Raw genomic sequence first — 23,486 nt, forward strand, 5'->3', positions numbered from 1 at the left:
ATGCTAATTCTGATCTTATTGCGAGTGCGAGTGCGAGTGCGAACGCCAATGCCCACTTAAACGTCAACATGAGTGCTAGTGTAAATGGATAAGTCGGCCTTAAGCGAACATTACCCGCCCGCGTTAATCAAATATGTTGTGGCAGCTATATTGGCGCGCACGGCAACCGGCGGTGCAATTGTGGCCATCGTATTACTCTCTAGCAACTTAGGCCTAGAAAGTAAGGCGGCAGGTATATTGGCCGCATGCTTAACCTTGCCTCATTTGCTAGGCCCTGTGTATGGCCGATGGTTAGATGGGGTGTCCCAGCCTAAATATCTTATTAGTGCGGCGGCGTTTAGTTACACAGGCTTTTTCCTATTAGCGATATTTAGCTTTGAAAGGCAGTTAGCATGGTTATTGGCTTTCTCCTTATTGTTAAGTGGGGTTTGCAGTTCATTTATTATGGGGGGCTTGGGCACTCAACTACCGAGTTTAGCTAAGATAACGAATACATCGCTAAGAAAAGCGCAAAGCTGGGATACCATTACCTATGGAGTAGGGCATACCGTTGGCCCCTTTATTGTGGCAACCTTGTCAGCGCTTTATTCGGCGCAAGTTGCTGTTAGTGTATTGGTATTCACACCCATGTTAGCCGGTTTGCTTATATTGACCTTCCCCGTAAAACGGGTGTTAGCAAAAACAGATGCCACATTAGAAATAGGATTTAAAAGCGTATTTTATGCTTTTAAGAATTCGAGCGAACTAGTGCGTACCATGGCAATGACTTCGGGCGCGGCGTTTAGTGTTGCCGCTTTGCCTGTGTTGGCGGTGTATTTAAGTACCTACTGGCAGCATGAATCACATCATGGTGCTTATCTGGTCACAGCATACGGAGTTGGTAATTTGAGCGGCGCGCTATTTCTAATTTTTAAGCCCCTTTCAAAAGAGCCCCTTACGTTATTGAAGCGTGCAGGAAGCTTTCTATTACTGGCGTTAGTGGCCACAGTATTAAGCCCGTCATTTGTCGTCGGGGCGGCGGGCTACTGGTTATGTGGTGTGGCGAATGCCATTTTCTTTACGTCCAGTTTGGCCGCGCGAACCGAATTTGCACCTGTGCATAGTGCGGCGCAAACCTACATGTGGGTAGCTGCCGCAAAGGTTGGCGCAGGTGCTATAGGGGCATTAATCGCTGGGGCGTTATTGGTGCTGGGCGTAAAGGTACCCTTAGCGGTATCTTGCAGCGCACTTGCTTTAGTTATTCTAGGATGTTTTGTTATATTCAAAGCTCGAAAATTAGCAGATTAGGTTATACGTTTACATTTCCTTTGATTGTCACCATAAATATAAATTCACTTCTCTTATTAATTACAATTCATTTAAACAATACCCTTTGGCTTGTATGTTTGAATGGTAGCGGTAATATGGGTATAAATAAGAATTAACAAAAAATTAGCAAATTATGAAAACGTTATCCCTATTTTGCACCGCTGCTTTGTTGGCCTCATCACCGGTATTTGCAGCGCAAACCCTTTATCAAGATTTCCCTTCAGATGTAACCCCAGAGTTAAGTGAGAACGGCGAGTATCAGGTGGGGGTAACCACCCTTACGGTAAACTACCCTGAGCCTGTGATGACGTTGCAAGGGCAAGCAGTTGAACGCGCCTTAACGCTAGAAGTCTGGTACCCCACTAACGATAGCGGCGCTGCAACAACTTACGATAACCAAACCCGCAGTGGCAAAGAATTTAGTATTCAAGCAGACGCTATTCGCGATGCCAGTGTGGCAGATACGCAAGGCACTTACCCTGTGGTTGTGTTATCACATGGTTATACCGGTTATCGCACCATAATGTATTACCTTGGTGAACACTTGGCGTCTCATGGGTATATCGTGGCAGGGATAGATCACACCGATTCCACAAACGAAGATGTCGACTTTGCGAATGCGCCTTATGCTGGCTTTCCTAGCACGCTATTAAACCGCTCGCGAGACCAAGTGTTAACGTTAAACGCGGTTAGTGAAAATACATTATTTAAAGATGTTGCCGATCCTAAAAACGCGGGGCTTATTGGTTACTCAATGGGTGGCTTTGGCACGGTTAATACCGTTGGTGGCTGTTACGACTTTAGTGATGAAGCGACGGCGAGCTTTACCGGCGTAAAAGATCCGGCAGTGATCAGCGCACTTCAAAACGCACTTAATACCTGTGCTGGTGGTAACGCGAATGCCGACAGTGTTGATGAACGCTGGAAAGCTGCTATGGCGTTAGCCCCTTGGGGCGGTCAACATAAGGTATTTTCTCAACAAGCACTAAATAAAATCAATGTACCTATGCTTTATGTAGCCGGTGATCACGATGATATTTCTGGTTACCAAGGTATTCAGTGGTTATTTGAAAATACGGGCAATGAAAGTACGAAATTACTAACGTTTAAAAACGCCCGACACAATATTGCACCGCATCCTGCACCTAAAGAAGCGTTTGGCAATGAGTTCGATATAGGCCATTACTTAGAGCCAGCGTGGCGCTCAGAAACCATGAACGATATTAATGAACACTTTGCGTTAGCTATGATGGAATGCCATGTGAAAGGCAAACCTGAGTTTTGTGCTTATTTAGATGTTGAAGGTGATAGTGGTCAAGTTGCTGTTGATGGCAAAGTGCCTGAGGTATGGAAAGGTTTCGATAACCGCTACGCGCTAGGTCTAAAAATGGAAGACAAGCCTAAGCGCTAAATATAAGGGCTAAATCCAAGAGCTAAGCCTAAACCTAGGCCTGTCAGGCGGATATTTTACGGCCTCTAGCATTACTCAAGAACCTGTATAAGAAAGGCCTAACCGTGTTAGGTCTTTTTCGTATTCGGGGGTTTACTGGTGTTTCATTCTTATTGATTTATTGAAGTGAGACATAGTTTGTTACTCATTCTATTCGTGATGAAGTTTTTAGCATGCTAGATTGATTCTTTAGGCTTACTGAATAGAGGAACAGGGATGAACCTGCAGCAAAATAGAACAGTATTAACTCGTATAAACTCCATATTATCTTTGGTTATCACAGCGTCTACACGCACTCGTTTAGTAGCCAAAAATTTAGCGCTACTCTGCTCATTCTTTGTTTTATCTTTTATTTCTGTAGTGAACGCAGACACATTACCTTCTGATGATGCGTTAGACGCCATGTTTAAAGCGCAAGATTATGACAGCATTGTGGATACGCTTGAGCCTTTACCTTCAAAAACAGTTAAGCAATATAACTTATTAATATCAGCACTGATGAATACCGATTTAGACGATGCTGAAGAGGTAGCTATCCAGTTTATTAACGATCATAAGGGCAATTACCGTGCCTACCACATGCACGCTAGTGTGATGGGGGCGCAAGCGACCAGTAGTATTTTTTCAGCCTTAGGTTATGCCAAAAAAGCAAAAGCGAGCTTAGAAAAGGCAGTGGAAATTGCACCTGATGAAATTGATGTTTACCAAGCCCTCATGCAGTTTTACATCATGGCACCGTCTATTGCGGGTGGTGATATAGATGAAGCCAAAAAGCTTGCCGATAAAATTACCCAGATGGATGCCCTTGAAGGTAAGTTTGCCACAGCGAAAGTTTATGCAGCCGACGATAAAAAAACCGAAGCAAAAGTCATATTAAACGCACTTAGTGAGCAGCCTGAATTCGAAACTCGCTCGCGCTACGAACTGGGTCAATTGCTTATCAACGAAGAAGAATATGACGATGCCATAGCAGCGCTAACACCGTTAATTAGTACCAATATTGAAAAAGCGGAAAAATCCGATGAGCAAGCGTGGGATACATATTCAAACAACAAGTTCACCCAGCTTTATGGCACCTATCGCGTAGGTTGGATTGCGGTAGAAACCAGCGAATATACCGATTCAGGTATTAATGCCCTTACGCTTTATTTAACAGAATTGAATACTACCGATATCAATACGCAGCAATTGCCAAGTAAGAACTGGGCCAATCTTCGTCTAGCGGAACTGTATTTAAATGCCGATGATGTTTCTATGGCATCTAGCACTATCGCGAAGATAACCGAGGATGACGATAAGCGTTTAACAAAAACGTTAAAAAGCTTGAAAAAACAAATAAAAAAGCGAACCTAATAGTTCGCTTTTTGAGAGTTACCAAGGGTTGTCTTGTTGTAACTAAACCGCTTTAACCGTGTAAATAAGCGAGGTTTGCGGGAACAATACTGGCATTTGCATACCGTATTTCATTAAGGCTTCGCCGCTAAATACTTGCCCATCTGTTTTTTGTAAAATAGACGGTGAGTATTCTTTCAATGTACCTGGCCATACACGTTCAAGGGTATAAGATTTATCGGCATCTAACCCTGCAAAATAGAAACGAGATGGCGTAGTACGCCCGGTTTCTTTCACGCTATTGTAGGCAAATATACCTTCGGCTTTGTCTTTCGACACATAACCAAACTTCACGTTAAGGCCATCGTCGTCCATACGGAATAAATCGCCGCCGTGGGTAATATGGCGGTATTGTTTGTATAGCGAAATAGCCGATTTCAGTGTGTCTTGCTCGTGCGAGTTAAGCTCTCGAGGGTCCATCTCAATACCCATATGGCCAAACATAGACACAGCCGCACGAATTTCAATGGGTAGGTTACGCCCTGTAATATGGCAATCACGAGGCCCTACGTGTGCTCCCATTACTTCAGAAGGGAAGAAGAAAGAGAAACCGCGCTGAATGTATAAGCGGTCTAGTGCATCGTTAGAGTCTGACGTCCAAAAGCGGTCGGTATGGGGTAAAATACCCAAGTCCACACGGCCACCACCAGAACAACAACTTTCAATTTCAATTCCTGGATGCGCCGCCTTAACCCTGTCGATTAGGCTATACAAAGCCGTCATTTGGCCATGCATAGCAGGCTTACCTTGAAGGTTTCCTGGGTGGTTTACATCGCGGTTCATGTCCCACTTAATGTAACTAATTTTAGGATAAGTGCTTAGTACGTCGGTGATGACTTTATAAAGGTACTCAACCACTTCAGGATTCGTTAAATCAAGTACGTATTGATTCCGAAACGGAACATGAGGGTTATTCTTGGTTTGCAGTGCCCATTCAGGATGTGCGCGATACAAGTCGCTATCTGGGTTGACCATTTCAGGTTCAAACCAAATACCAAACTCCATGCCCTTATCGGTAACATGATCAATTAAGCCATCTAACCCTTCTGGGTAAATCGCTTCATCAACGGTCCAATCGCCTAGGCCCGCTTTGTCGTTTCTACGGCCTTTAAACCAACCGTCATCTAGTACAAAGCGCTCTATCCCTAAGGGCGCTACTTTGTCAGCAAGTGCTTTAAGCGTAGCTTCATCGTGGTCGAAATAAATGCCTTCCCATGTGTTGTAGTGCACTGGGCGAGGTTTGTTGTTTGCACTGGTGACGTCAGCGCTGTGGGTTAACACATTGCTTCGGATGAAGTTATGGAACTGTTGTGAAAGCGCTGAAAAACCGGTGTCAGAAAAACCAGCGTAAAGCACTGGCGACGTATAGCTTTCGCCCGCATTTAGCGTTACTTCACCTGGAAACAATAGCTCGCCAAATTGAACATAGCTTCTGCCATCGGCCATCATTTCCGCGCGGAATTTATGGTTTGCTGACGCACCTAAATGAAAGCCGAAACATTCCCCGGCACGTTCATTTGTGCCATTCGCAAACGCGATTAAACCAGGAAAGGTATCGTGAGAGGTTTTGCCGCGGCGGTTTTCTCGAACATAGCTACCGAAGAACAAGTCATGATCGGCAGTTTGGAATTCATTCGACCATCTACCTTCAAAGCTTTTAATTTTGCTCATGGTAGTAGGTAGCGCAAGACTAGCTGCATTTAAATAATTGAGTTGTAGGGCGCTTTCACCTTGGTTTTCGATGCTTGAAGTAAAAGTTGCCACAGTAGTATCGGCATCCAGCACAACTCGTGTAATCAATTGCATTTGTCTGTCTGCATCTACTGCGGTAAAGGTAACGCAGGTGTCGGTTTGCTCAATGCCCGATAAGGTAAAGCCAGCAGACCATTGATCGCTATCGCCTGAAACTTCTAAGCCCGGCGAACCGGTAACACCTTCACCATGAGTAGGTACCAATGAAATAGGGGGCTCGATAACGGGAGCGCATTTCGCTTCTTGGCGAGTATTAAGCAGCGCTAACATGTCGGGTGTAGTGGAGTTACTTAAACGCTGGCCATAATAAATAAGCGTTGGCATACGCCCCTGACAATCAAAGATCAGAGTCGTTTTTTTGTTAGATAAGCGGACAAAAGCCGTGAGTGATGACATGTTAACCTCTCAGGTTTTAAGTATTATGGATACCAGATGACTGGAATTGATGCATGTATATCATAGAAACCAAGTGGCGATAAGACGTATACGATTAAAAGGTTAAACGTTTTACCTTGTTACTTGGTTAGAAATGAATAAACAGTTTTGCGTTCAACAATTAATTATAAATTAGCGGTTTTAAGTCCAATTTTTACTATCGGGTTTTCGGCACGGCGTGTTAGTTGTACGAGTCGGTTATATTGCCTCAGCGACAACATCATCGCGTTTATTGCCACCAGCAACCCTTGGGTATGCAGTTTGTGAATCGTGTTGGCATCTAGCTGAGCTAATTTCTCTTCATTAATAGTCATTAAGCCGTTACTTTCTCGAGTGTCGCCATTTTTAAAATGGAGGGTTATTGATAATGGCGAAAGCAGTTCGAGTTCTAAAAGTGCTTTTACATAAGCTGTTGCTTGAGCACTGCCGCTGGCCAAATTCGCTAACATGCTTCGATACTGTTTTAATGTAGCCGAAGGGCTGCCATCAGAAGCAAACAACGGTGATGGAGATGCAGAGTCATTTGCAGTAAATAAACTGCTGTCTTGGTCAAACAATACAGTAAGTTTGTCTTTTTCAATCGCATAATTAAAAGGGTAAGTTTGAATACTGAGCGGAACCGCATGCCCTTGCCACTGTTCATCATCGCTATAATGTTTATTCGCAGGGAGGTTGTCTGCCTCAAGAGTATCGCTACAAAATAGGTTACCAAATTCTGGCCAGCCAACCACCGCAGCCAATTTCTGAGGCGTATTTGTATCGTCAGTAGTAACCACCACAGGCATACAGCCACTTATCGTCGCTATCTCGTTAAAGCCTAAACTAACTAAGTTAAATTTAGCGGCATGACCAAAATTTTTGTCTACCCGAATAGCTAGCTTTTTATGGGCTTTGCTGTCTAACGTTATATATGTTGGCATTTGGTAACCTAGTGAAACGTGATTGTTGTTGGTTTGGCTTTTTTTATTGCGCTGTAAGTATGGTATCAATTAATCCGCGGTGCGAGGGAAGCCGTTCTGTTAACTGCATGATCAGCGACTTGTTCAATTGAAATTGTTTACTTGCAAGTTCGTGCTTCGTCAAAGAGCGTGCGTATTGACTAACTTGGGTGCTGTGCGCCATTCCATAAAGTATGTAGCGATAACTTTGCGCACTAAAAACTTCATCTATACCTGAAAAATCACTGTCCAAAACAGGTCGATATTGCCACTCTTCAAGTAACAACTGTAACCGTTCTGGAATACTATCTTGCGCCTTGTTTGCCAGCCAAAAAGCCTCGTTGCGGTTACTTAGCAAATAGTGCAATTTAAGAAACTCAATAGTACGCTGCCATTTATAAGTCAGCGATGCATTAAAGCGCTTAGCCACGTGAGGCATCACTTCTCTGCAAGCAGGAAGTTGCTCGGCTAGTTGAGAAGCACTTTGTTCAATTAGCATCAATGACGAAGCTTCAAGGGGCTCTAAAAATCCACTTGATAGCCCAATCGATACGCAGTTTTTTTCCCAAAACTTTTCTCGATAACCGGTCTTGTAACTTATTTTTCTGAAGCTTTCGGGAATTTCTGCATTCGTATCAATAGCTTTTATGTAACGACTTAACGTTGCAGTAGCCTCTTCACCTGATTGATATCTAGATGAATAAACATAGCCGGTGCCCCGACGCTCTTGTAAGCCAATATCCCAAATCCAACCAGCCTCTTGCGCGGTAGAAAGGGTATGACATGCAATAGGTTGGTGTGTGTCGGCGTAAGGAAGTTGATGTACAAGTGCCGAGTCTGAAAACAACACATTGGATGCATCCACCATCGACACTTTTAACGCTTTTTCGATGAGTAACGCTGAAAACCCAGAACAGTCGACAAACATATCGCCATAAACATGACCGCTGTTTGCCGTAGTCACATAGTTGATACCTTCAACGCTTGTGACAACGTCTGTTACGTCATCAACAATATGTTTTACACCCAAGTTATTTGTACAATGATTACGTAGAAGGGTAATGAACTTACCAGCATCTAAGTGAAATCCGTAGTTAGCACTAAAGCTCTGCTTCGCGTTGACACCTAATTTAGGCGCTAAACCTTGATCGCACAGGGTAGGCTGAAAACAAACAGCCTGTGCATATTGTTGAATAGCTTCATACTTATTGGTAAGCCAATAAGGCGTGATATCGATATTAGCAGACCCTTGGGGTGCGCTAAACGGATGGTAATAGCTAGAACGTTCTTGGTGCGTGTGCCAATCAACAAACTTACTCGCTTGTTTAAAGGTTGCCGAGGCATGCTTAATCACTTCACTTTCAGCAATACCTATTTTAGCTAAGGTACTTCGCATAGTAGGCCAAGTACCTTCGCCTACGCCAATAGGGTGCACAGTGTCTGATTCGATAACGGTAACGGTTAAGCGTTTACCGTTTTCGTTTTGTAGCGAGTGTGAAGCGGCTAGTAAGCCAGCAGTTAGCCAGCCTGCTGTACCGCCACCTACCACAACAAAACTATCTATTGGTGTCATATATTCCGGCTATTTAGTCAGCGTCAACTAGTCTGCCACGCCATTGCGCAGACTGCTTAAATACTAATTTGTTGAGTGCTAATGCTACTGCTATGCAGCTAATTAACGTTACTAACATCAAGTGAATGTAATGCAGTTCAAACGGTGCGTGAATGAAGCTGAAATATGAATATAAAAGCACACCGAATACCACGGCAGATATGCCTGCATAAGGGTTAACGTTATTGAATAATAGACCCACTATGAAAATAGACAAAATAGGCATGCTGAGCAAACCATACAACTCTTGTAGCAAGTTGATAATACTTTCAGCTTGGGCATAAATAGGTACCATCACTAGTGATACAACAGTAAGAATTGCCGTAACCATACCGCTAAGCTTTGCTACTTCTGGTTTCTTATTCACGTAGGCTTCATGGATGTCGCAGACATACAACGCAGTTGCTGAATTCAGGTTACTGTTATAGGTAGTGAGTACCGCAGCAGCTAAAGCAGCAGCAAATACACCAGATAACCAATCAGGTAACACATCGCCTACTAGCGTGCCGTAGGCCGCATCGTTAATATCGCCGTAAAGTTTATACGAGATAATGCCCGGGACGACGATAATGGTCGGTACTATGATGAAACGAATGATAGCAGCGGCGTAAACCCCTTTTTGCGCTTCTTTTATGTTTGGCGCAGCCATCGCACGTTGTGTAATGGTTTGGTTAGTACTCCAATAAAACGTTTGAATGAAAATCATACCTGTAAGCAGTGTCTGCCATGGAAGTGGAGAATCCGCATCACCTATCAGGGTTAAACGCTCCGCTGGAATTCCAGAGAAATCAAAGTCGATAGCAACCATTGCAAGTACCACTACTACGATAGCCATAACAAGTAACAGTACACCTGAATAGGTATCTGAAACAGCTACCGCGCGCAGCCCGCCAAATATAGCGTATAGCGCACCTATTACAGCAAATGCAGTCGCGACATACATAAGTGGTAGGTCTAAGTTGAACATATTAATCATGAATAAAGAGCCAGAATAGATAACCGCTGGCATGAATATAAGACTACTTCCTAAGAAGAACAGCAGCCCGATAAGCGCACGAATATGTTTATTGCTGTAACGCTTTTCTAAAAGCTCAGTAGTGGTTGTACACTGATAATGATAATAAACAGGAAGGAAAATTCGGGCTAGAATTATTAAACCTATAACAGCTGCAAATTCCCACCACGCGAGCAACGCCATCTGGTTGCCATTCATACCTACCAATTGGTCGGTACTTAAGTTTGTTAAGGTAATAGAGCCCGCGACAAAGATCCACGTAAGACCGCCGCCAGCTAGAAAGTATTCTTTAGTTTCACTTGCTGTACTGTGCCCATGTCCGCGGCACTTTATATAGGTAAGTAACCCGATAAGTGCGGTAATAACGAAGAAGACGATGATTTGGATTAAGCTGCCTGACACAAAAAACTCCTCAGCAGTAGAAACAACAAAAAGGGGGCGAGAGTGCCCCCTTTCATTCTAGGTATAATTAGAAGTTAGCACGTACGCCAACTGCATAGCGAGCACCATCATTCACTTGTTGTACAAAGTGTTCTGATAGGCGTCCACGACGGGTTAGCTCTTCTTCGGTAATATTAATACCTTCGAAGAATACGGTAACGGTTTCATTAACATCATAGCTTACGCTCATATCCACTTGGGTATATGTCTCTGTGAACAGAGGCTCAGTACCACCAAGCGAGCTTACTGCTTCTTGCATGAAAGTTTCACGGTTGTTCAGTGCTACACGGGCCTGGAACGCGTCTTTTTCATAGAAAAGTGTAATGTTCTGAGAGTTACCTAATCCTGGTAGGCTAAATTCCGCATCAGAATTTACGATAGTCGCGTTAGCCTGAATACCAAAGCCACTTTCTAGCGTGTGTAACCATGCTAGCTCGATACCTTCAACATTCAATGTTTCGCCATTACGAGGACGAAGGACACTAAATGTATACTCACCGCTATCTAAGAATAAAGATTCTTCTTCAGTAGATGAAGAGATGAAGTCTTCGACTTCTTTATTAAATGCAGCTGCGGAGAAGTAACTTGTATCATCATAATACCATTCTAAAGATACATCCCAACTGGTTGCACTATACGGCTTAAGCTCGGTGTTACCCGCTTGAGCTTGCAAGTTACCTGGTCGAGAAACGGTTACGTTGAACACAGGTACTAGATCGTCCATCATTGGGCGAGTTAGTGTTTCTGAGTAAGCGTAACGAAGGTATAAATCGTCAGCTAATTGCAGTTTCACGTTTACATTAGGCAGTAAAGACGAGTAGCTATTCTTCTCGTTTATAGCAGTACCAACATCTGTTGCGTAAACGATATTGTAATCTGAAGGATCGTTCGGAATAACTTGTAGATCTTGAACTTCTTGAATCGTTCCATCCACCGATGTATCAGTTTCGGTATAACGGAAACCGAAATTAATATCTAATGGTAAATCTGAGATTTCAGTTTGGAAATAGAACTGCGTATACACACTCAGTAATTCTTCACCAACAACATATGAGTCAGCACTTGGTTGTGGGTCAGAAATATTGGTTGCATCAAGCGCTGCGCGAACGTCTTCAAATGATGAGCCAGTTGCATCAGCAATCTGTTGTGCAGCTTCGTCAGAATTGGCGTAGTCAAAATAAGCTTCAGGATCGTACGTTAACCATTGGTTAGGTACACCGTCAAAGTAGTTTTTGGCAGTAAATACTGATAATAACTCGTCTGGCAAATCAAATTGGTAGCCACAGTAAATACTACAGGCAGATGCGTATAGGCGAGTATTGTCTTTTTCACGGTCTTGGTAGTAAACACCGAAGTCCATTTTATAAAAAGCGTTATCTGAATCGGGCACCCAAGTAAAGTCTGCACGGTATTCAGAGATTGTGTCTTCCGTATTATAACCGTTACGCTCATTGTAGTGCATACGGCCTAACGATGGAGTTTGCAATGCAGCATCGCCGCCATCTACGGTAAGCGTAGGTGTGTCACCAGAAAAATCGACACTGTAAGCATTGTTATAACCAACCACTGTGAAGTAGTTATCACCGCCGCTGTTATCTTTAGCTGTCGATGTTGATAAATCGATTACTGCGGTAAGGTTATCGTTAACCAACCACTCAAAATTAGCGCCAAACGCTTGAATCTCTACATCTCGGCCGTAGCGACGACGGATGAAATCAGTAGCACCACCAACGCCATCTACTAATGTGCTGTCTAAGCTAGTAAGTGAGCCATTGTCATTAAATGTCATGTTATCTAAGTTGCTGTCGGTGAACCAATGGCCAACACTGGTTGCATCAGAATCTACTTCGAACTTAGAGTACAAACCGTCAAGGGTAAGTACCATGTCATCATTTGGAGCATATTGAACGACTAAGTTACCCGATGTTCTTTCACGGTCTACTAAATCAACGATTTGGTCGAAGTTTTGTGGAACATAAACACCATTGTATTGAGAGCTATCTGCATAGTCTGGGTTATCTAGTTCTGAACGATCGGTAACGCTAACATCTGGACGCCAGTAACGAGTTTCCAACATATTAGTTTGTAGTTTGCGTTGTTGGAAAGAAGCGGCTGCAAGTACGCCAAGTTTGCCATCTAAAAAGGTGTTAGTGATAAGCCCTGAAACTTGTGGTGTCGTTTCTTCAGAAATATCTTCATACATACCTTTAACACTGGCAACGGCTTTGAAGCCATCAAAAGCGAGCGGGCGAGCCGTTGTTACTTCTACAGTAGAACCTATACCACCTTCTTGCATAGAAGCTAGTGGGCTTTTATAAACCTTAGCGCCACTGATAAGTTCAGCAGGAAGTGTATCGAAGCTAAATGCTCTGCCTTGATTCTCGGTAGCAATTTGACGACCATTTACAAGAACGGTGTTGAAGTCGGGGCCAAAACCACGAACGGTAATAAATTGACCTTCCCCACCACTTCTATCGATTGCAACACCGGTAATACGCTGAAGCGACTCTGCAACGTTTTGATCTGGAAACTTACCAATATCTTCGGCAGTAATACCGTCGTAAACAACATCAGATGCTTTTTTATCTAACATCGATGCTTTTAGAGAGCTGGTAAAACCTTTAACTTCAATAATTTCAACTTGATCATCTGAAGGTGTCGCTTCTTCTTGAGCGAATACCAACGGGGCGTGTAAGGCAGAAGCAATAGCAACACCTAGCAGTGAGCGTTTTGCTATTGGACCTAATAATGATGTGTTAATTTTATGTGTCACTGTGTTTTCTCCGTAAGTAGGCTATTTTCTACTTAGTTTGCGTACAAATAGCGTAATAAGTATGTTCGGATCAATGTTATTAACATTCTTTTTACACGTTTAGTAACCTAAATTTCTAATTATTGTTATTAAGATGCTGAAATTAAAGGCTTTTAAAAATTAAGGAATAAGGTAAACGTTTTCCTTAATTTTTGATAGTAACACAAATTTGGATTGTAATGACAATGTTATAAAAATATTTTTTTATATTAATAGCGCGATTTATTACCGCGCTATATAAGGAGGGAGTAAATTAGCTGCAGCGAATGCGGGCAACGGCGTTTTTCCAGCCATCATAGGCCTTGTCACGCTCTTCTTTGGAAAGCCGAGGTGTGAAAATACTGTCGCTTTTCCAGCACTCGGTAAGGGAATCAACCGATGTAAATACACCGGCCTGAAGACCTGCAAGGAATGCGGCGCCAAGTGCGGTGGTTTCGGTAATTTCAGGGCGTTCAACTTCTGCACCTAATACGTCAGACAAGAAGCCCATCACCCAGTCATTTCGGGACATTCCGCCATCTACGCGAATAGTCGTTGGTCTTGCACCATCGCTTTCCATGGCTTTTTGTAAATCTTTGGTTTGGTAGCATACTGATTGTAAACCAGCGGCAACTATTTCACTTATTCCCGTATCGCGAGTTAACCCTAAAATTGCTCCACGAGCATCAGGATCCCAATAAGGCGCGCCTAACCCGGTAAATGCAGGCACAAGGAAAACACCGTTATCTTGACGGGCTCTTTGGGCCAAGGCTTCAGTTTCTGAAGCATCATCAATAAGCTTTAAGCCATCCCGTAGCCATTGCACAGTAGCGCCGGCCATAAAGATACTGCCCTCTAAGGCGTAAGTGGTTTTACCATTTAGCCTGTAACCGACGGTAGTTAACAAACGATTCTTAGATTGAAGCGGCTCATCGCCCGTATTCAAAATCATAAAACAGCCAGTACCATAGGTACTTTTCGCCATGCCTTTTTCAAAGCAAGCCTGGCCAACAAGCGCAGCTTGCTGATCGCCCGCCACACCTTGAATAGGAATGTTGCAGCCTAAAATATCTTTATCAACAACACCAAATTCATCAGCACAATCCATAACTTCTGGCAGCATTGATTTAGGGATATTAAAGGTGTCGAGTAATCTCTCATCCCAGCATTGCTCGTTAATGTCGAACAGCATAGTACGGGATGCGTTGGTAGCATCGGTTTTATGAGATTCGCCGTTGGTCAAACGCCAAATCAAAAATGTATCGACGGTACCGAAAAGGAGTTCGCCGGCTTCGGCCTGGTCGCGTGCGCCATCTACATTATCTAAGATCCAAGCCAATTTAGAGGCCGAAAAATAAGGGTCTAGCAACAAACCTGTGGATTCGGTGATATGCGCAACTAGGCTTTCATCGTCATCAAGCTCGCGGCATTGCTGAGCGGTACGCCTGTCTTGCCACACTATAGCGGGGTACACAGGTTTGCCCGTGTTTTTGTTCCACACCAGGGTGGTTTCACGTTGGTTGGTGATCCCTACCGTGGCGATATCTTCAGGTGATACCGAGCATTTATCAAACACCTGCTTCATGGTAGTGGTTACGCTTTCCCAAATTTCTTCAGGATCGTGCTCTACCCATCCATCTTGAGGATATTTTTGAGAAAACTCTTGTTGAGCAACGGCTACAATGGCGCCATCTGGTGCAAAGATAATGCTACGCGAACTCGTAGTTCCTTGGTCTATGGCAAGAATATATTGGCCCATGACACGTCTCCTGAACATAATTTGCTAAGAGTTTGCACCATTTACACCAGTTTAACAATGCTATATTTTCGAAAACGAACATTTCAGTGTTCGAATTGCCATAGGCAGGGTAAGATGAACCACGTATAATAAAGAAGCCACAGCAGGAGTGACCCAATGAACCAAACGCAAAGACACGAAAAAATTGTTAGTTTTATCAAGCAAAATGGCTTCATGTCTATTGATGATTTGGTGACTCGCTGCGACGTTACTCCGCAAACTATCCGCCGGGATCTCAATCAACTAGCTGAAGCTGGCGTAGTTAGCCGATACCATGGTGGGGCAGGGCTTAACAGAAGTTGGGAAAATACCCCCTATCAAGAACGTAAAACGCAAAACAGCGAAGTTAAAGAACGCATTGCTGAAGCGGTGGCTAGCATGATCCCCGATGGCGCTTCGTTGTTTATTAATATCGGTACCACTACCGAAATGATAGCCAGCAAACTGCTTAATCATAAAAATTTGCACGTAGTGACGAATAACATCCATGTCGCTACTATTCTTTCAGCAAAAGAAGACTTTTCAGTGATTATCGCTGCCGGCGAGGTGCGTTATCGCGACGGCGGTATTATTGGTGAAGCAACTTGCGACTTCATCAGTCAATTTAGAATGGATTACGGCATTATAGGCATTAGTGGAATTAGCGCCGACGGCGCTTTGCTTGATTTTGACTTTCGAGAAGTAAAAGTTTCTCAAGCCATATTAGAACACACCCAGCACGTTATTCTTGCTGCCGATTACAGTAAGTTCGAGCGAAGAGCCATGGTAGAACAAGGCCATATCTCTCAAGTGGATTGCTTAGTCTGCGATCAATCACCACCTCCGGCTATTCGTAAAATTATCGATGAAAATAATATCAGTTTCGTTAAGGCCTAATTAACGAATACTCGCATCTGCAATCTTCTAATACCTATATCAAATCAATACCCATACCAAATTCTTTATCAGTGTCAGTAACAGTAACAGTATCTTTATCTGTAATGGCGCCAGCGCCAGTTGATTCACTACACGCAATGCATTTATTCGTATGCGCTCAGTCATGCAGTGCAAAGCCCCCTGTCTTGTTAGCCACCAATTAGCTGCTATGTTTAAGTAAGCTAATGGCTATGTTTAATCATTGTTAGTAATTTTCGATAAAAAGCTATCGGCTTTGAAAGGCAATGTATGGAGTACGGCGAAAAATACACTGAAATGTTCGTTAATGTTCGTTTTGTGTTGACATGTTTTCTTTTTGGTTGTCAAATAGCCAGCATGCAAGTGAAGCCGAAAGGGACGAGAATATGAATCAAGATACAAATAATACACAAACCGTTGATGTGTTAGTGGTTGGCGGCGGTGTAAACGGTGCCGGTGTAGCACTGGATGCGGCTGGTCGAGGCCTTTCGGTAGTGCTTTGCGAAAAGGGCGATCTTGCTGGCGCAACGTCTTCTTCAAGCAGTAAGCTTATTCACGGCGGTTTACGTTATTTAGAGCACTATGAATTTCGTTTAGTGAAAGAGGCGCTAGCCGAGCGAGAAGTGTTACTTCAAAAAGCCCCTCATATTATGTGGCCGCTACGTTTTCGTTTGCCCCATCAAAAACATCTTCGTCCCGCGTGGATGATTCGTATTGGCTTATTCCTTTACGATTCTTTAGCAAAACGAAACATGCTGCCGCGTTCAAAGAAAATGTCTACTTCGCCAACGGGCCCGCTTGTTAATGATATATCAACGTGTTTCGAATACTCAGATGGCTGGGTAGATGATGCTCGCTTAGTGGTACTTAACGCGCTTGCTGCCCAAGAAAAGGGCGCCACTATACATACTCGTACAGAGTGTATCAGTGCCGAAAAGCAAGATGATTTGTGGAAAGTGACATTAAAAGACATTGAAGGGAAAACGTTTACAGTGCTTGCGAAAGCGGTTGTAAATGCCGCAGGCCCTTGGGCGGTTTCTTTCCTCGATAGATTAGCTGATACGAAAAACCCAAATGCAATGCGTATGGTTAAAGGCAGCCACTTTATTGTTCCTAAGCTTTACGATACCGATGAAGCTTATATTCTTCAGAATAAAGATGATCGAATTGTTTTCGTTATCCCTTATGAAGATGACTTTTCTTTAGTGGGTACTACTGACGAAAATTACGTGGGGGAACCAACGAAAGCGGCTATTTCCGAAGCAGAAACCGATTACCTTGTTGATGTGGTAAATACGTATTTTAAAAGCAAGATTACGCCCGATGATATTGTGCATAGCTACAGTGGCGTGCGCCCTTTGTTAGAAGAAGCGAATGCATCGGCTCAAGAACTAACTCGTGATTATAAAGTCGAGTTAAGCGGTACGGCATCAACGCCTATTTTACTTAATATATTCGGCGGTAAAATTACCACTTATCGTAAGCTTGCCGAACATGCGGTAGACAAGTTAGTGACGTTATTTCCAAAAGCTGGAAAAGCATGGACGAAAGAAGTACCACTACCTGGTGGCGCTTTCGCTGATAAAGCCACGCTGCTTAGCGAACTTAAACAGGATTATCCTTGGTTGCCAGCAGAAGTTTGTGTGCGTTATGTTCGCCAGTATGGTTTGTTGTGCAAACTATTCTTAAGCGGTAAGACTTCACTTAGCGAGATGGGAGAAGACTTTGGAAGTCAATTTTTCCAAGCTGAAGTAGATTACCTTATTGAGAAAGAATGGGCGTTAACGTTAGAAGATGTTATCTGGCGTAGAACCAAGCATGGCTTGCGTTTAACCGATAGCCAGAAAAGCCACCTTGAAAGTTATTTAGCGACTAATACAGGTAAAAGCACTAAGGCCTCAACAGCTAATTTTTCAACAGAGGACGGGCTAAAACAAACGGCCTAGCCTGTAAGCCCCTATGCATTGAACTCAGTGAGCTATGCGCCTAGTACGTAGTGAACCCAGTGAGCAATAACCTAGTGCGCAATGAACCCAGTACGCAAAAATGTATACTGGGTTTTTATATCTCTAAGACATGCTTTATATTAATAAAATGGAAAAAAGCGTTTATTAAAAGGATTTCAGTATGCGTGAAATCATACTCGTTCGACATGGAAAGCCGTTATCTGCACACAATAATAAAGTTAATGCCGTAGATTACTCAAAGTGGGTAAGGGCGTATGACTTTTCAGAATTAGATCCCTCAAGTAAACCGGGTGCACCGGTAGACTTCACTAATAGCTATGTCATTGTTAGCCCATTAAAGCGGGCTAAATTATCGGCTGCACACCTTGGTGCCATTAAAATAGATGAGGAACTACCTAATCTAAAAGAGATGGATATCCCTTACTATAAACTGCCTTTGAAACTAAGAGCGTGGCATTGGGTGTTGTTGTGTCGCCTTATGTGGTTTATGGGAAAAACGGGGCGGTTTGAAAGCTTTAAAGATGCTAAAAAAAGAGTAGTGGAGCTTGCGGAATACCTAAAATTACTCAGCGAAACGCAATCTAAAATAATTCTTGTAGGTCATGGGCTTACTAACAGATTTTTACGCAAAAAACTGCAAGCAGAAGGTTGGTCACTACAAGCCAAAGACAATAAATTTTGGGGGGTTACTCGACTTACCCGTTAATACTGTTTCTTTCACTTCATTTCACTTCACCTCACAAACGAAACGCTAAATTCGCTAAAACGTAAAATTACTCAGTGTTTCTTGATTTCTGCCGTTAATATAAAGGCGAGAAAGGGAAGGAACGTTCACGTGAACAAATCAACAAAATCATTCATTCAATCATGCGCCTCCGTGTTAGCCATACTCATTTTAGTTGGCGTGTTTGGCTATGTTATTAGCCAAGTCGGTTCACAAACCAATAATGTATCTGAAACTCAATTTAGAAAATTAGCTAAAAAGTTTGAAGAACATGCACTAAATGCGCACTGGAAGTGGCGGGCACAGAAACCAACTTCTATCATAATGTTTATCCACTACGATAAAAACGGTAACGAGATTGATCGTGCGCCCGTCACTATGAATGATTTGGGCTGGCCAGCCGGCAAAAATACCGCCGAGGGATGTCAGAAAATTTGGTCAGCTTTATTGGCTATACCACTCAGTGTAGATGGCTATAAAGTTCGCGCCGATTTTGTTAGTGAGGGAGACGATGAAGACGATCAAATTTGGTGTCAATATAGCCTTAGTTCCGGTCCATATTTTAATTATTACCCACGCAAAGGTATGGTAACTAATTAATAGGTATGGTTTTTCATCCGCTTGTTTATTGTAGATAATTAGTCTACTTTTCAATAGATAAAGTGTTTATTCGTGGCTTTCTATTGTATCTTTCCTGCCACTTAACTTCGAAATTTTAACCGCGAAATCTTAACCAAAGTGGGCTTATGCAATTTAGAATGTTTTCTTCTCAAAATAAAGCGCCTAACTTAGTGGTTGGTGTTTCAATATGTGCATCAGAAATGCATGTAGTAGCAGTGGAGAAAAAAGAAAACATTTGGCAATTACATAGCAACAGTAAGCACGACTTATCTTCTGGTGGTGATATTGAAAATATCATTACTACAGTGCTAACTGATATGGGAAAACAAGCTTGCTCGGTTGCCATTACCTTATCGCAAGAGTCTTATCATATGGTGCAGGTGGAAAAACCAGATGTGCCTGAAGTTGATATTGTTAATGCCTTACCTTGGACCCTGGGTGACCTCGTACCCTACGAATCTTCTAATATCGTTTTAGATTATATCGATTACCCTGTGAAAGATCGCATGGGTGGACAGAAAATTGATGTATTCGCTGCAGACAAATCCGAATTATCTAAGCTAGTGACCAAGCTAGCAAAACTAAAAACAAAACAGTTATCACACATCCATGTGAAAGAAGTGCTTACAACTGAGATGTTGCCTGACGACGACTATGCCCGCTTGCTAATTATTCAAGAGCCTGGTAGTGAACCCTTTGTGATGATAATTCGGGCAAGAACTATTTGGCTTGCCAGAAGGCTGCGTGGGTTTGTAAGTAAATTTAATGAGCAAGTCGATATTGCGCAAGTTACTGATGCTCTTGGCTTAGAAATACAACGGTCTATGGATTTCTACGAATCACAATTAAAGCAGCCTCCACTAAAAGAAATACTATTTAAAATTCAGGTCGATAGTGCGCCAATCATAGAGAGGTTAAAGCCTTTTCAACCTGTCAATATGGGTACATTAGTGCCCGACTTACCTCTTGCTGATGTGGTAGACCCAGCCTGTCACTACGCACTAGCCAGTGCCTTAGCAGTGACAGCGGAGGCAGTAAAATCATAATGAAACGTACGATTAATCTATACCAAGCATCGCTTAAACCAAAAAAAGAAAAATTACCTCTTTCGAAGGTAGTTCGGGTGAATGGTGCTGCAGCAGTAATATTGATCCTCATCTGTGTGGTGTTAAGCACAGTAGAAAGCAGCAAGCAAAGTGCTAACGACACACTGACGGCAAGTGTGGTCTCGATACAGAAAGATATTGATTCTCTAGCACTTGCACTCAAATACAAAAGAGACACACAGAAACTAAAAGACAAGCTCGCTTCACTTAAGGTGACATTAAAAAACAAAGAAGAGCTTTTTACCTACCTAGAACACGGCGAATTATCTTTCGATGCTACCCAGTATGGGGAGGTAATGGATGATTTGGCCAGCCAACATAACCCCAATTTGTGGCTAACCCGCATATCAATCAACACAGATATTATTAAATTGTCTGGAAGAACCGAGCAACCGTCATCAATTCCAACGTGGTTAAAGCAGTTACAACAGTCTCCCTTTTTCAAAGGGAAGTCTTTTTCTGCGGTTAACTTAAAGCAAGTTGATGGTCAAGAATCAGTGAAAAAGTTTGTGATATCTACACAACTAGAAGGAGAGGGTGATGAGCCAATGGCAACAACTCTCTGATAAGTTTTCAGGTTTACAGCCTCGTGAAAAGAACCTTATTTTTTACGGCAGTTTGGCGTTACTTATCTATCTTTTTATTTGGGTAGGGATTACGACTCAACTAGATACGCTAGACAGCTTAAACAAAGTTCACCAGAAGAAGCTAAGCGAAGAAAAAGCGCTTTTAATTAAAAGAGATGCCCTACATGAAGCGCTTTCTATTGATTATAAAAAGCGTGTTCAAAGCGATATTGATAAACAACTAAAAGCATTAATCGCCATTGACGAAAAATTGAAAACACTGGATGAAGGGTTTGTTGCGGCAGATCGTATGCCTGAATTGCTAATGACCCTGCTTAACCAGCAAGACGATGTCAGTTTAATAAATTTTCAAGTGGATGCTACTCAGGCCATCCGCTTTGGAGATGGTGAAGAGCAAAGCGCCGTATTTTACAGACACAACATGACGCTGGTCATTGAAGGAGGCTTCTTTGCCGTTCGTGCCTATCTTGCTAGTTTGCAAAATGCAGATGAAAAAGTAGTGGTGACAGCGTTCGACTATGAAGTTGGTGAGTACCCATCGGCAAAATTGACGATGCAACTAGCGACGGTAAGTAATAATGAAACCTTTATTTCGTTGTAAGCGTGCCGTGGGCACTACTACAACACGCCTTGTTGCCCTGCTGGCAGCGAACTTGATGTTTGTAGGTAGCGCGGTTAGCGCAGTCGATCCTACTCGTCCTGCTGTATTGGGGGCAGTTAAATCTTCTCAAACCCAAGTGCCGCAAAATGGCGGTATGGTTTTACAGTCTATTTTTAAGAAATCTAAGAAGCTTACAGCCATTATATCCGGCGAGTTCTATAGCGAAGGCGACGCTATTGGCGAGTATGTGATATCTAAAATTAATCGACGTGACGTAGAGCTTGCAAACGGACGTCAGCGGAAAACACTCAGATTATATTCATATGAACTTAAAAAGTAACGGTATCTACAACGCAATTTTATTCACGGTAATGGCAACGCTAACAGGTTGCCAGTCTTACGGCGTGGGAGAAAAAGTTCAGCCTCACATTCGCGATGAATTGGAACGGCAGAATCAGCCTGTTGCCAAGCCAGCATTACCACCTCAGTTAGCGCAAGAGTTGTTGTCTTCAGTAGGCGGCTTCAATACCTCACCTAGCTTAAGTCAAACCGCTAAGTTTGATGTGGCTGCGAATAACGTAGATGTACGTCCGTTTTTTGATGCCTTGGTTGACGATACCCCTTACAGCGTTGCTGTGCATCCAGGGGTGAGTGGAAAAATCAGTTTAACCCTTAAGCAAGTTGGACTTGATGAGGTGATTAAAATCATCTCAAGAATGTACCCGCTAGATGTATTTGTTGAAGGAAAAGTAATTCAAGTTTTACCTGCTCAATTGAAAACAGAGTCAATTCCGGTCAACTTCCTAATGATAAAACGGTTTGGCGTGTCTAATGTTAGCGTTATTGCCGGTGGTGTAAGCGAGCAAGATCAAAGCAATGGTAATAGCAACAGCAGCGGTGTTAACGGCAATAATAATTCGAGTGTGCAATCTGGTGCGGGCGGTCAAAACGGAACCAGTAACAATATTCAGCAGCTTAATGGCTCTAACATTCAAACTACCAGTGAAAACGATTTTTGGAAGGATTTGAAAGAAGCTTTAGCGGCATTAGTGTCGCCTACAGAAGGTCGCAAGGTGGTGGTCTCGCCACAAGCAGGGCTTGTCACTATTCGTGCACTACCCAGTGAAATAGCGGTAGTAAAAGACTTTTTAATGCAAAGCCAAGAAAGTCTACAAAGGCAGGTAGTGCTAGAAGCGCGTATTATCGAAGTGACCTTAAGTGACGCATACCAACAAGGTGTACGCTGGGATCGGATCGCAAGTGGTTTAACCGGAAGCTTAAACTTCGGCCTTAGTGGCGGTAGTTTGGCCTCGAATTTCGCAGCTAATGCGGCGTCAGGTATCGACCCTGCTATTAACGCAGTAAACAGCATTGGTAACACTATATCTACGGATATTGGTGGCGTGTCTACACTTCGTATTGCCGCTGGTGACTTTGACGGCGTTATCAATATGCTACAAACCCAGGGCGACGTTCAAATGTTGAGTAACCCTCGGGTAACGGTAACGAATAATCAGAAAGCTGTGATCAAAGTAGGTCAAGATGAATACTTTGTTACCGATGTGTCTACCAGTGAAGATCAAAGTACAACTAGTACCGAGAACGAAAACGATATTGAACTTACCCCTTTCTTCTCTGGTATTGCGCTAGATGTTACGCCTCAAATTGACCGTAGTGGTTCAGTTATTCTGCACGTACATCCGTCGGTTACGGAAACGGCAGAACAAACCAAGGTTATTCAAGTGGGCGACCAACAAATACAACTGCCTTTGGCGCAAAGCAATATTCGTGAATCAGATACAGTTATTCGTGCTCAAGATGGCGAAATCGTCGTTATCGGTGGGCTTATGGAAACGGTAACGAGCGACCAAGAATCGAAAACACCTCTGCTTGGCGATATCCCGTTATTAGGCAATATGTTTAAAAATATCAGCAAAACGCAAAGTAAGAGAGAGCTTGTTATTTTGATTAGACCCTCTGTTGTGCAACCAGATTCGTGGGAAAAGCAACGTGAGCGTACTCAGTCATTGTTAGAAAAGTGGTATAGAAACTAA

At 43.0% G+C, this 23,486-nt stretch carries 18 protein-coding genes; 12 read left to right on the forward strand and 6 right to left on the reverse strand.

What is annotated here, in order from left to right; genetic code table 11:
* The first annotated feature begins 84 nt into the window (after positions 1-84).
* The 3 genes from Q4561_RS06345 to Q4561_RS06355 all read left to right on the forward strand — a co-directional run bounded on the left by Q4561_RS06345 (position 85) and on the right by Q4561_RS06355 (position 4,111).
* Positions 85-1,287, forward strand: a complete 1,203-nt coding sequence (locus Q4561_RS06345; RefSeq protein ID WP_303458444.1) for an MFS transporter — start codon at positions 85-87, stop codon at positions 1,285-1,287.
* 154 nt (positions 1,288-1,441) lie between these two features.
* Complete coding sequence (locus tag Q4561_RS06350) at positions 1,442-2,719, forward strand: acetylhydrolase (RefSeq protein WP_303458446.1); 1,278 nt, start codon at positions 1,442-1,444, stop codon at positions 2,717-2,719.
* 255 nt (positions 2,720-2,974) lie between these two features.
* Entirely contained in the window at positions 2,975-4,111 is a 1,137-nt protein-coding gene (locus Q4561_RS06355) for a lipopolysaccharide assembly protein LapB (protein ID WP_303458448.1), read from the forward strand.
* Positions 4,112-4,153: 42 nt separating this feature from the next.
* On the opposite strand, the gene Q4561_RS06360 is transcribed toward Q4561_RS06355, so the two are convergent.
* From Q4561_RS06360 to glpK, 6 genes are all read right to left on the reverse strand, one after another.
* A complete protein-coding gene (locus Q4561_RS06360; protein WP_303458450.1) occupies positions 4,154-6,298 on the reverse strand; it encodes an alpha-galactosidase in 2,145 nt (714 codons plus the stop codon).
* A gap of 164 nt (positions 6,299-6,462) precedes the next feature.
* A complete protein-coding gene (locus tag Q4561_RS06365) occupies positions 6,463-7,257 on the reverse strand; it encodes a SapC family protein (protein ID WP_303458452.1) in 795 nt (264 codons plus the stop codon).
* Positions 7,258-7,300: 43 nt separating this feature from the next.
* Positions 7,301-8,848, reverse strand: coding sequence for a tryptophan halogenase family protein (locus Q4561_RS06370; protein ID WP_303458453.1), 1,548 nt, complete (start codon positions 8,846-8,848; stop codon positions 7,301-7,303).
* A gap of 13 nt (positions 8,849-8,861) precedes the next feature.
* Positions 8,862-10,304, reverse strand: a complete 1,443-nt coding sequence (locus Q4561_RS06375; RefSeq protein WP_303458454.1) for an SLC5 family protein — start codon at positions 10,302-10,304, stop codon at positions 8,862-8,864.
* Between the two features lie 67 nt (positions 10,305-10,371).
* The gene (locus Q4561_RS06380; RefSeq protein ID WP_303458455.1) at positions 10,372-13,116 is read right to left on the reverse strand and encodes a TonB-dependent receptor; all 2,745 of its coding nucleotides are present in this window, start codon (positions 13,114-13,116) and stop codon (positions 10,372-10,374) included.
* Positions 13,117-13,408: 292 nt separating this feature from the next.
* Positions 13,409-14,893: a glycerol kinase GlpK gene (glpK, locus tag Q4561_RS06385; RefSeq protein ID WP_303458456.1), complete on the reverse strand. Its 1,485-nt coding sequence runs from the start codon at positions 14,891-14,893 to the stop codon at positions 13,409-13,411.
* A gap of 156 nt (positions 14,894-15,049) precedes the next feature.
* On the opposite strand from glpK, the gene Q4561_RS06390 reads away from it, so the two are divergent.
* The 9 genes from Q4561_RS06390 (at position 15,050) to mshL (ending at position 23,486) form a co-directional block, all read left to right on the forward strand.
* Positions 15,050-15,808: a DeoR/GlpR family transcriptional regulator gene (locus Q4561_RS06390; protein WP_303458458.1), complete on the forward strand. Its 759-nt coding sequence runs from the start codon at positions 15,050-15,052 to the stop codon at positions 15,806-15,808.
* Positions 15,809-16,212: 404 nt separating this feature from the next.
* Positions 16,213-17,772 (forward strand): glycerol-3-phosphate dehydrogenase, encoded by a 1,560-nt coding sequence (gene glpD, locus Q4561_RS06395; protein WP_303458460.1) that lies wholly within the window; start codon positions 16,213-16,215, stop codon positions 17,770-17,772.
* A 181-nt stretch (positions 17,773-17,953) separates the two neighbouring features.
* Entirely contained in the window at positions 17,954-18,499 is a 546-nt protein-coding gene (locus Q4561_RS06400) for a histidine phosphatase family protein (protein WP_303458462.1), read from the forward strand.
* A 129-nt stretch (positions 18,500-18,628) separates the two neighbouring features.
* The gene (locus Q4561_RS06405) at positions 18,629-19,117 is read left to right on the forward strand and encodes a hypothetical protein (RefSeq protein ID WP_303458464.1); all 489 of its coding nucleotides are present in this window, start codon (positions 18,629-18,631) and stop codon (positions 19,115-19,117) included.
* Positions 19,118-19,263: 146 nt separating this feature from the next.
* Complete coding sequence (locus Q4561_RS06410) at positions 19,264-20,184, forward strand: agglutinin biogenesis protein MshI (protein WP_303458465.1); 921 nt, start codon at positions 19,264-19,266, stop codon at positions 20,182-20,184.
* Positions 20,184-20,810: a PilN domain-containing protein gene (locus Q4561_RS06415; RefSeq protein ID WP_303458466.1), complete on the forward strand. Its 627-nt coding sequence runs from the start codon at positions 20,184-20,186 to the stop codon at positions 20,808-20,810. The genes Q4561_RS06410 and Q4561_RS06415 overlap by 1 nt, the downstream gene beginning before the upstream one ends.
* Positions 20,785-21,432, forward strand: a complete 648-nt coding sequence (locus tag Q4561_RS06420) for an agglutinin biogenesis protein MshJ (RefSeq protein WP_303458468.1) — start codon at positions 20,785-20,787, stop codon at positions 21,430-21,432. Before Q4561_RS06415 ends, Q4561_RS06420 begins: the two co-directional genes overlap by 26 nt.
* Positions 21,410-21,772, forward strand: coding sequence for an agglutinin biogenesis protein MshK (locus Q4561_RS06425; protein ID WP_303458470.1), 363 nt, complete (start codon positions 21,410-21,412; stop codon positions 21,770-21,772). Before Q4561_RS06420 ends, Q4561_RS06425 begins: the two co-directional genes overlap by 23 nt.
* On the forward strand, positions 21,756-23,486 hold the full coding sequence (gene mshL / locus Q4561_RS06430; RefSeq protein WP_303458472.1) for a pilus (MSHA type) biogenesis protein MshL: 1,731 nt from the start codon (positions 21,756-21,758) through the stop codon (positions 23,484-23,486). Before Q4561_RS06425 ends, mshL begins: the two co-directional genes overlap by 17 nt.

The organism is Alteromonas sp. 1_MG-2023, from assembly GCF_030547075.1.
Taxonomy (GTDB): Bacteria; Pseudomonadota; Gammaproteobacteria; order Enterobacterales; family Alteromonadaceae; genus Alteromonas.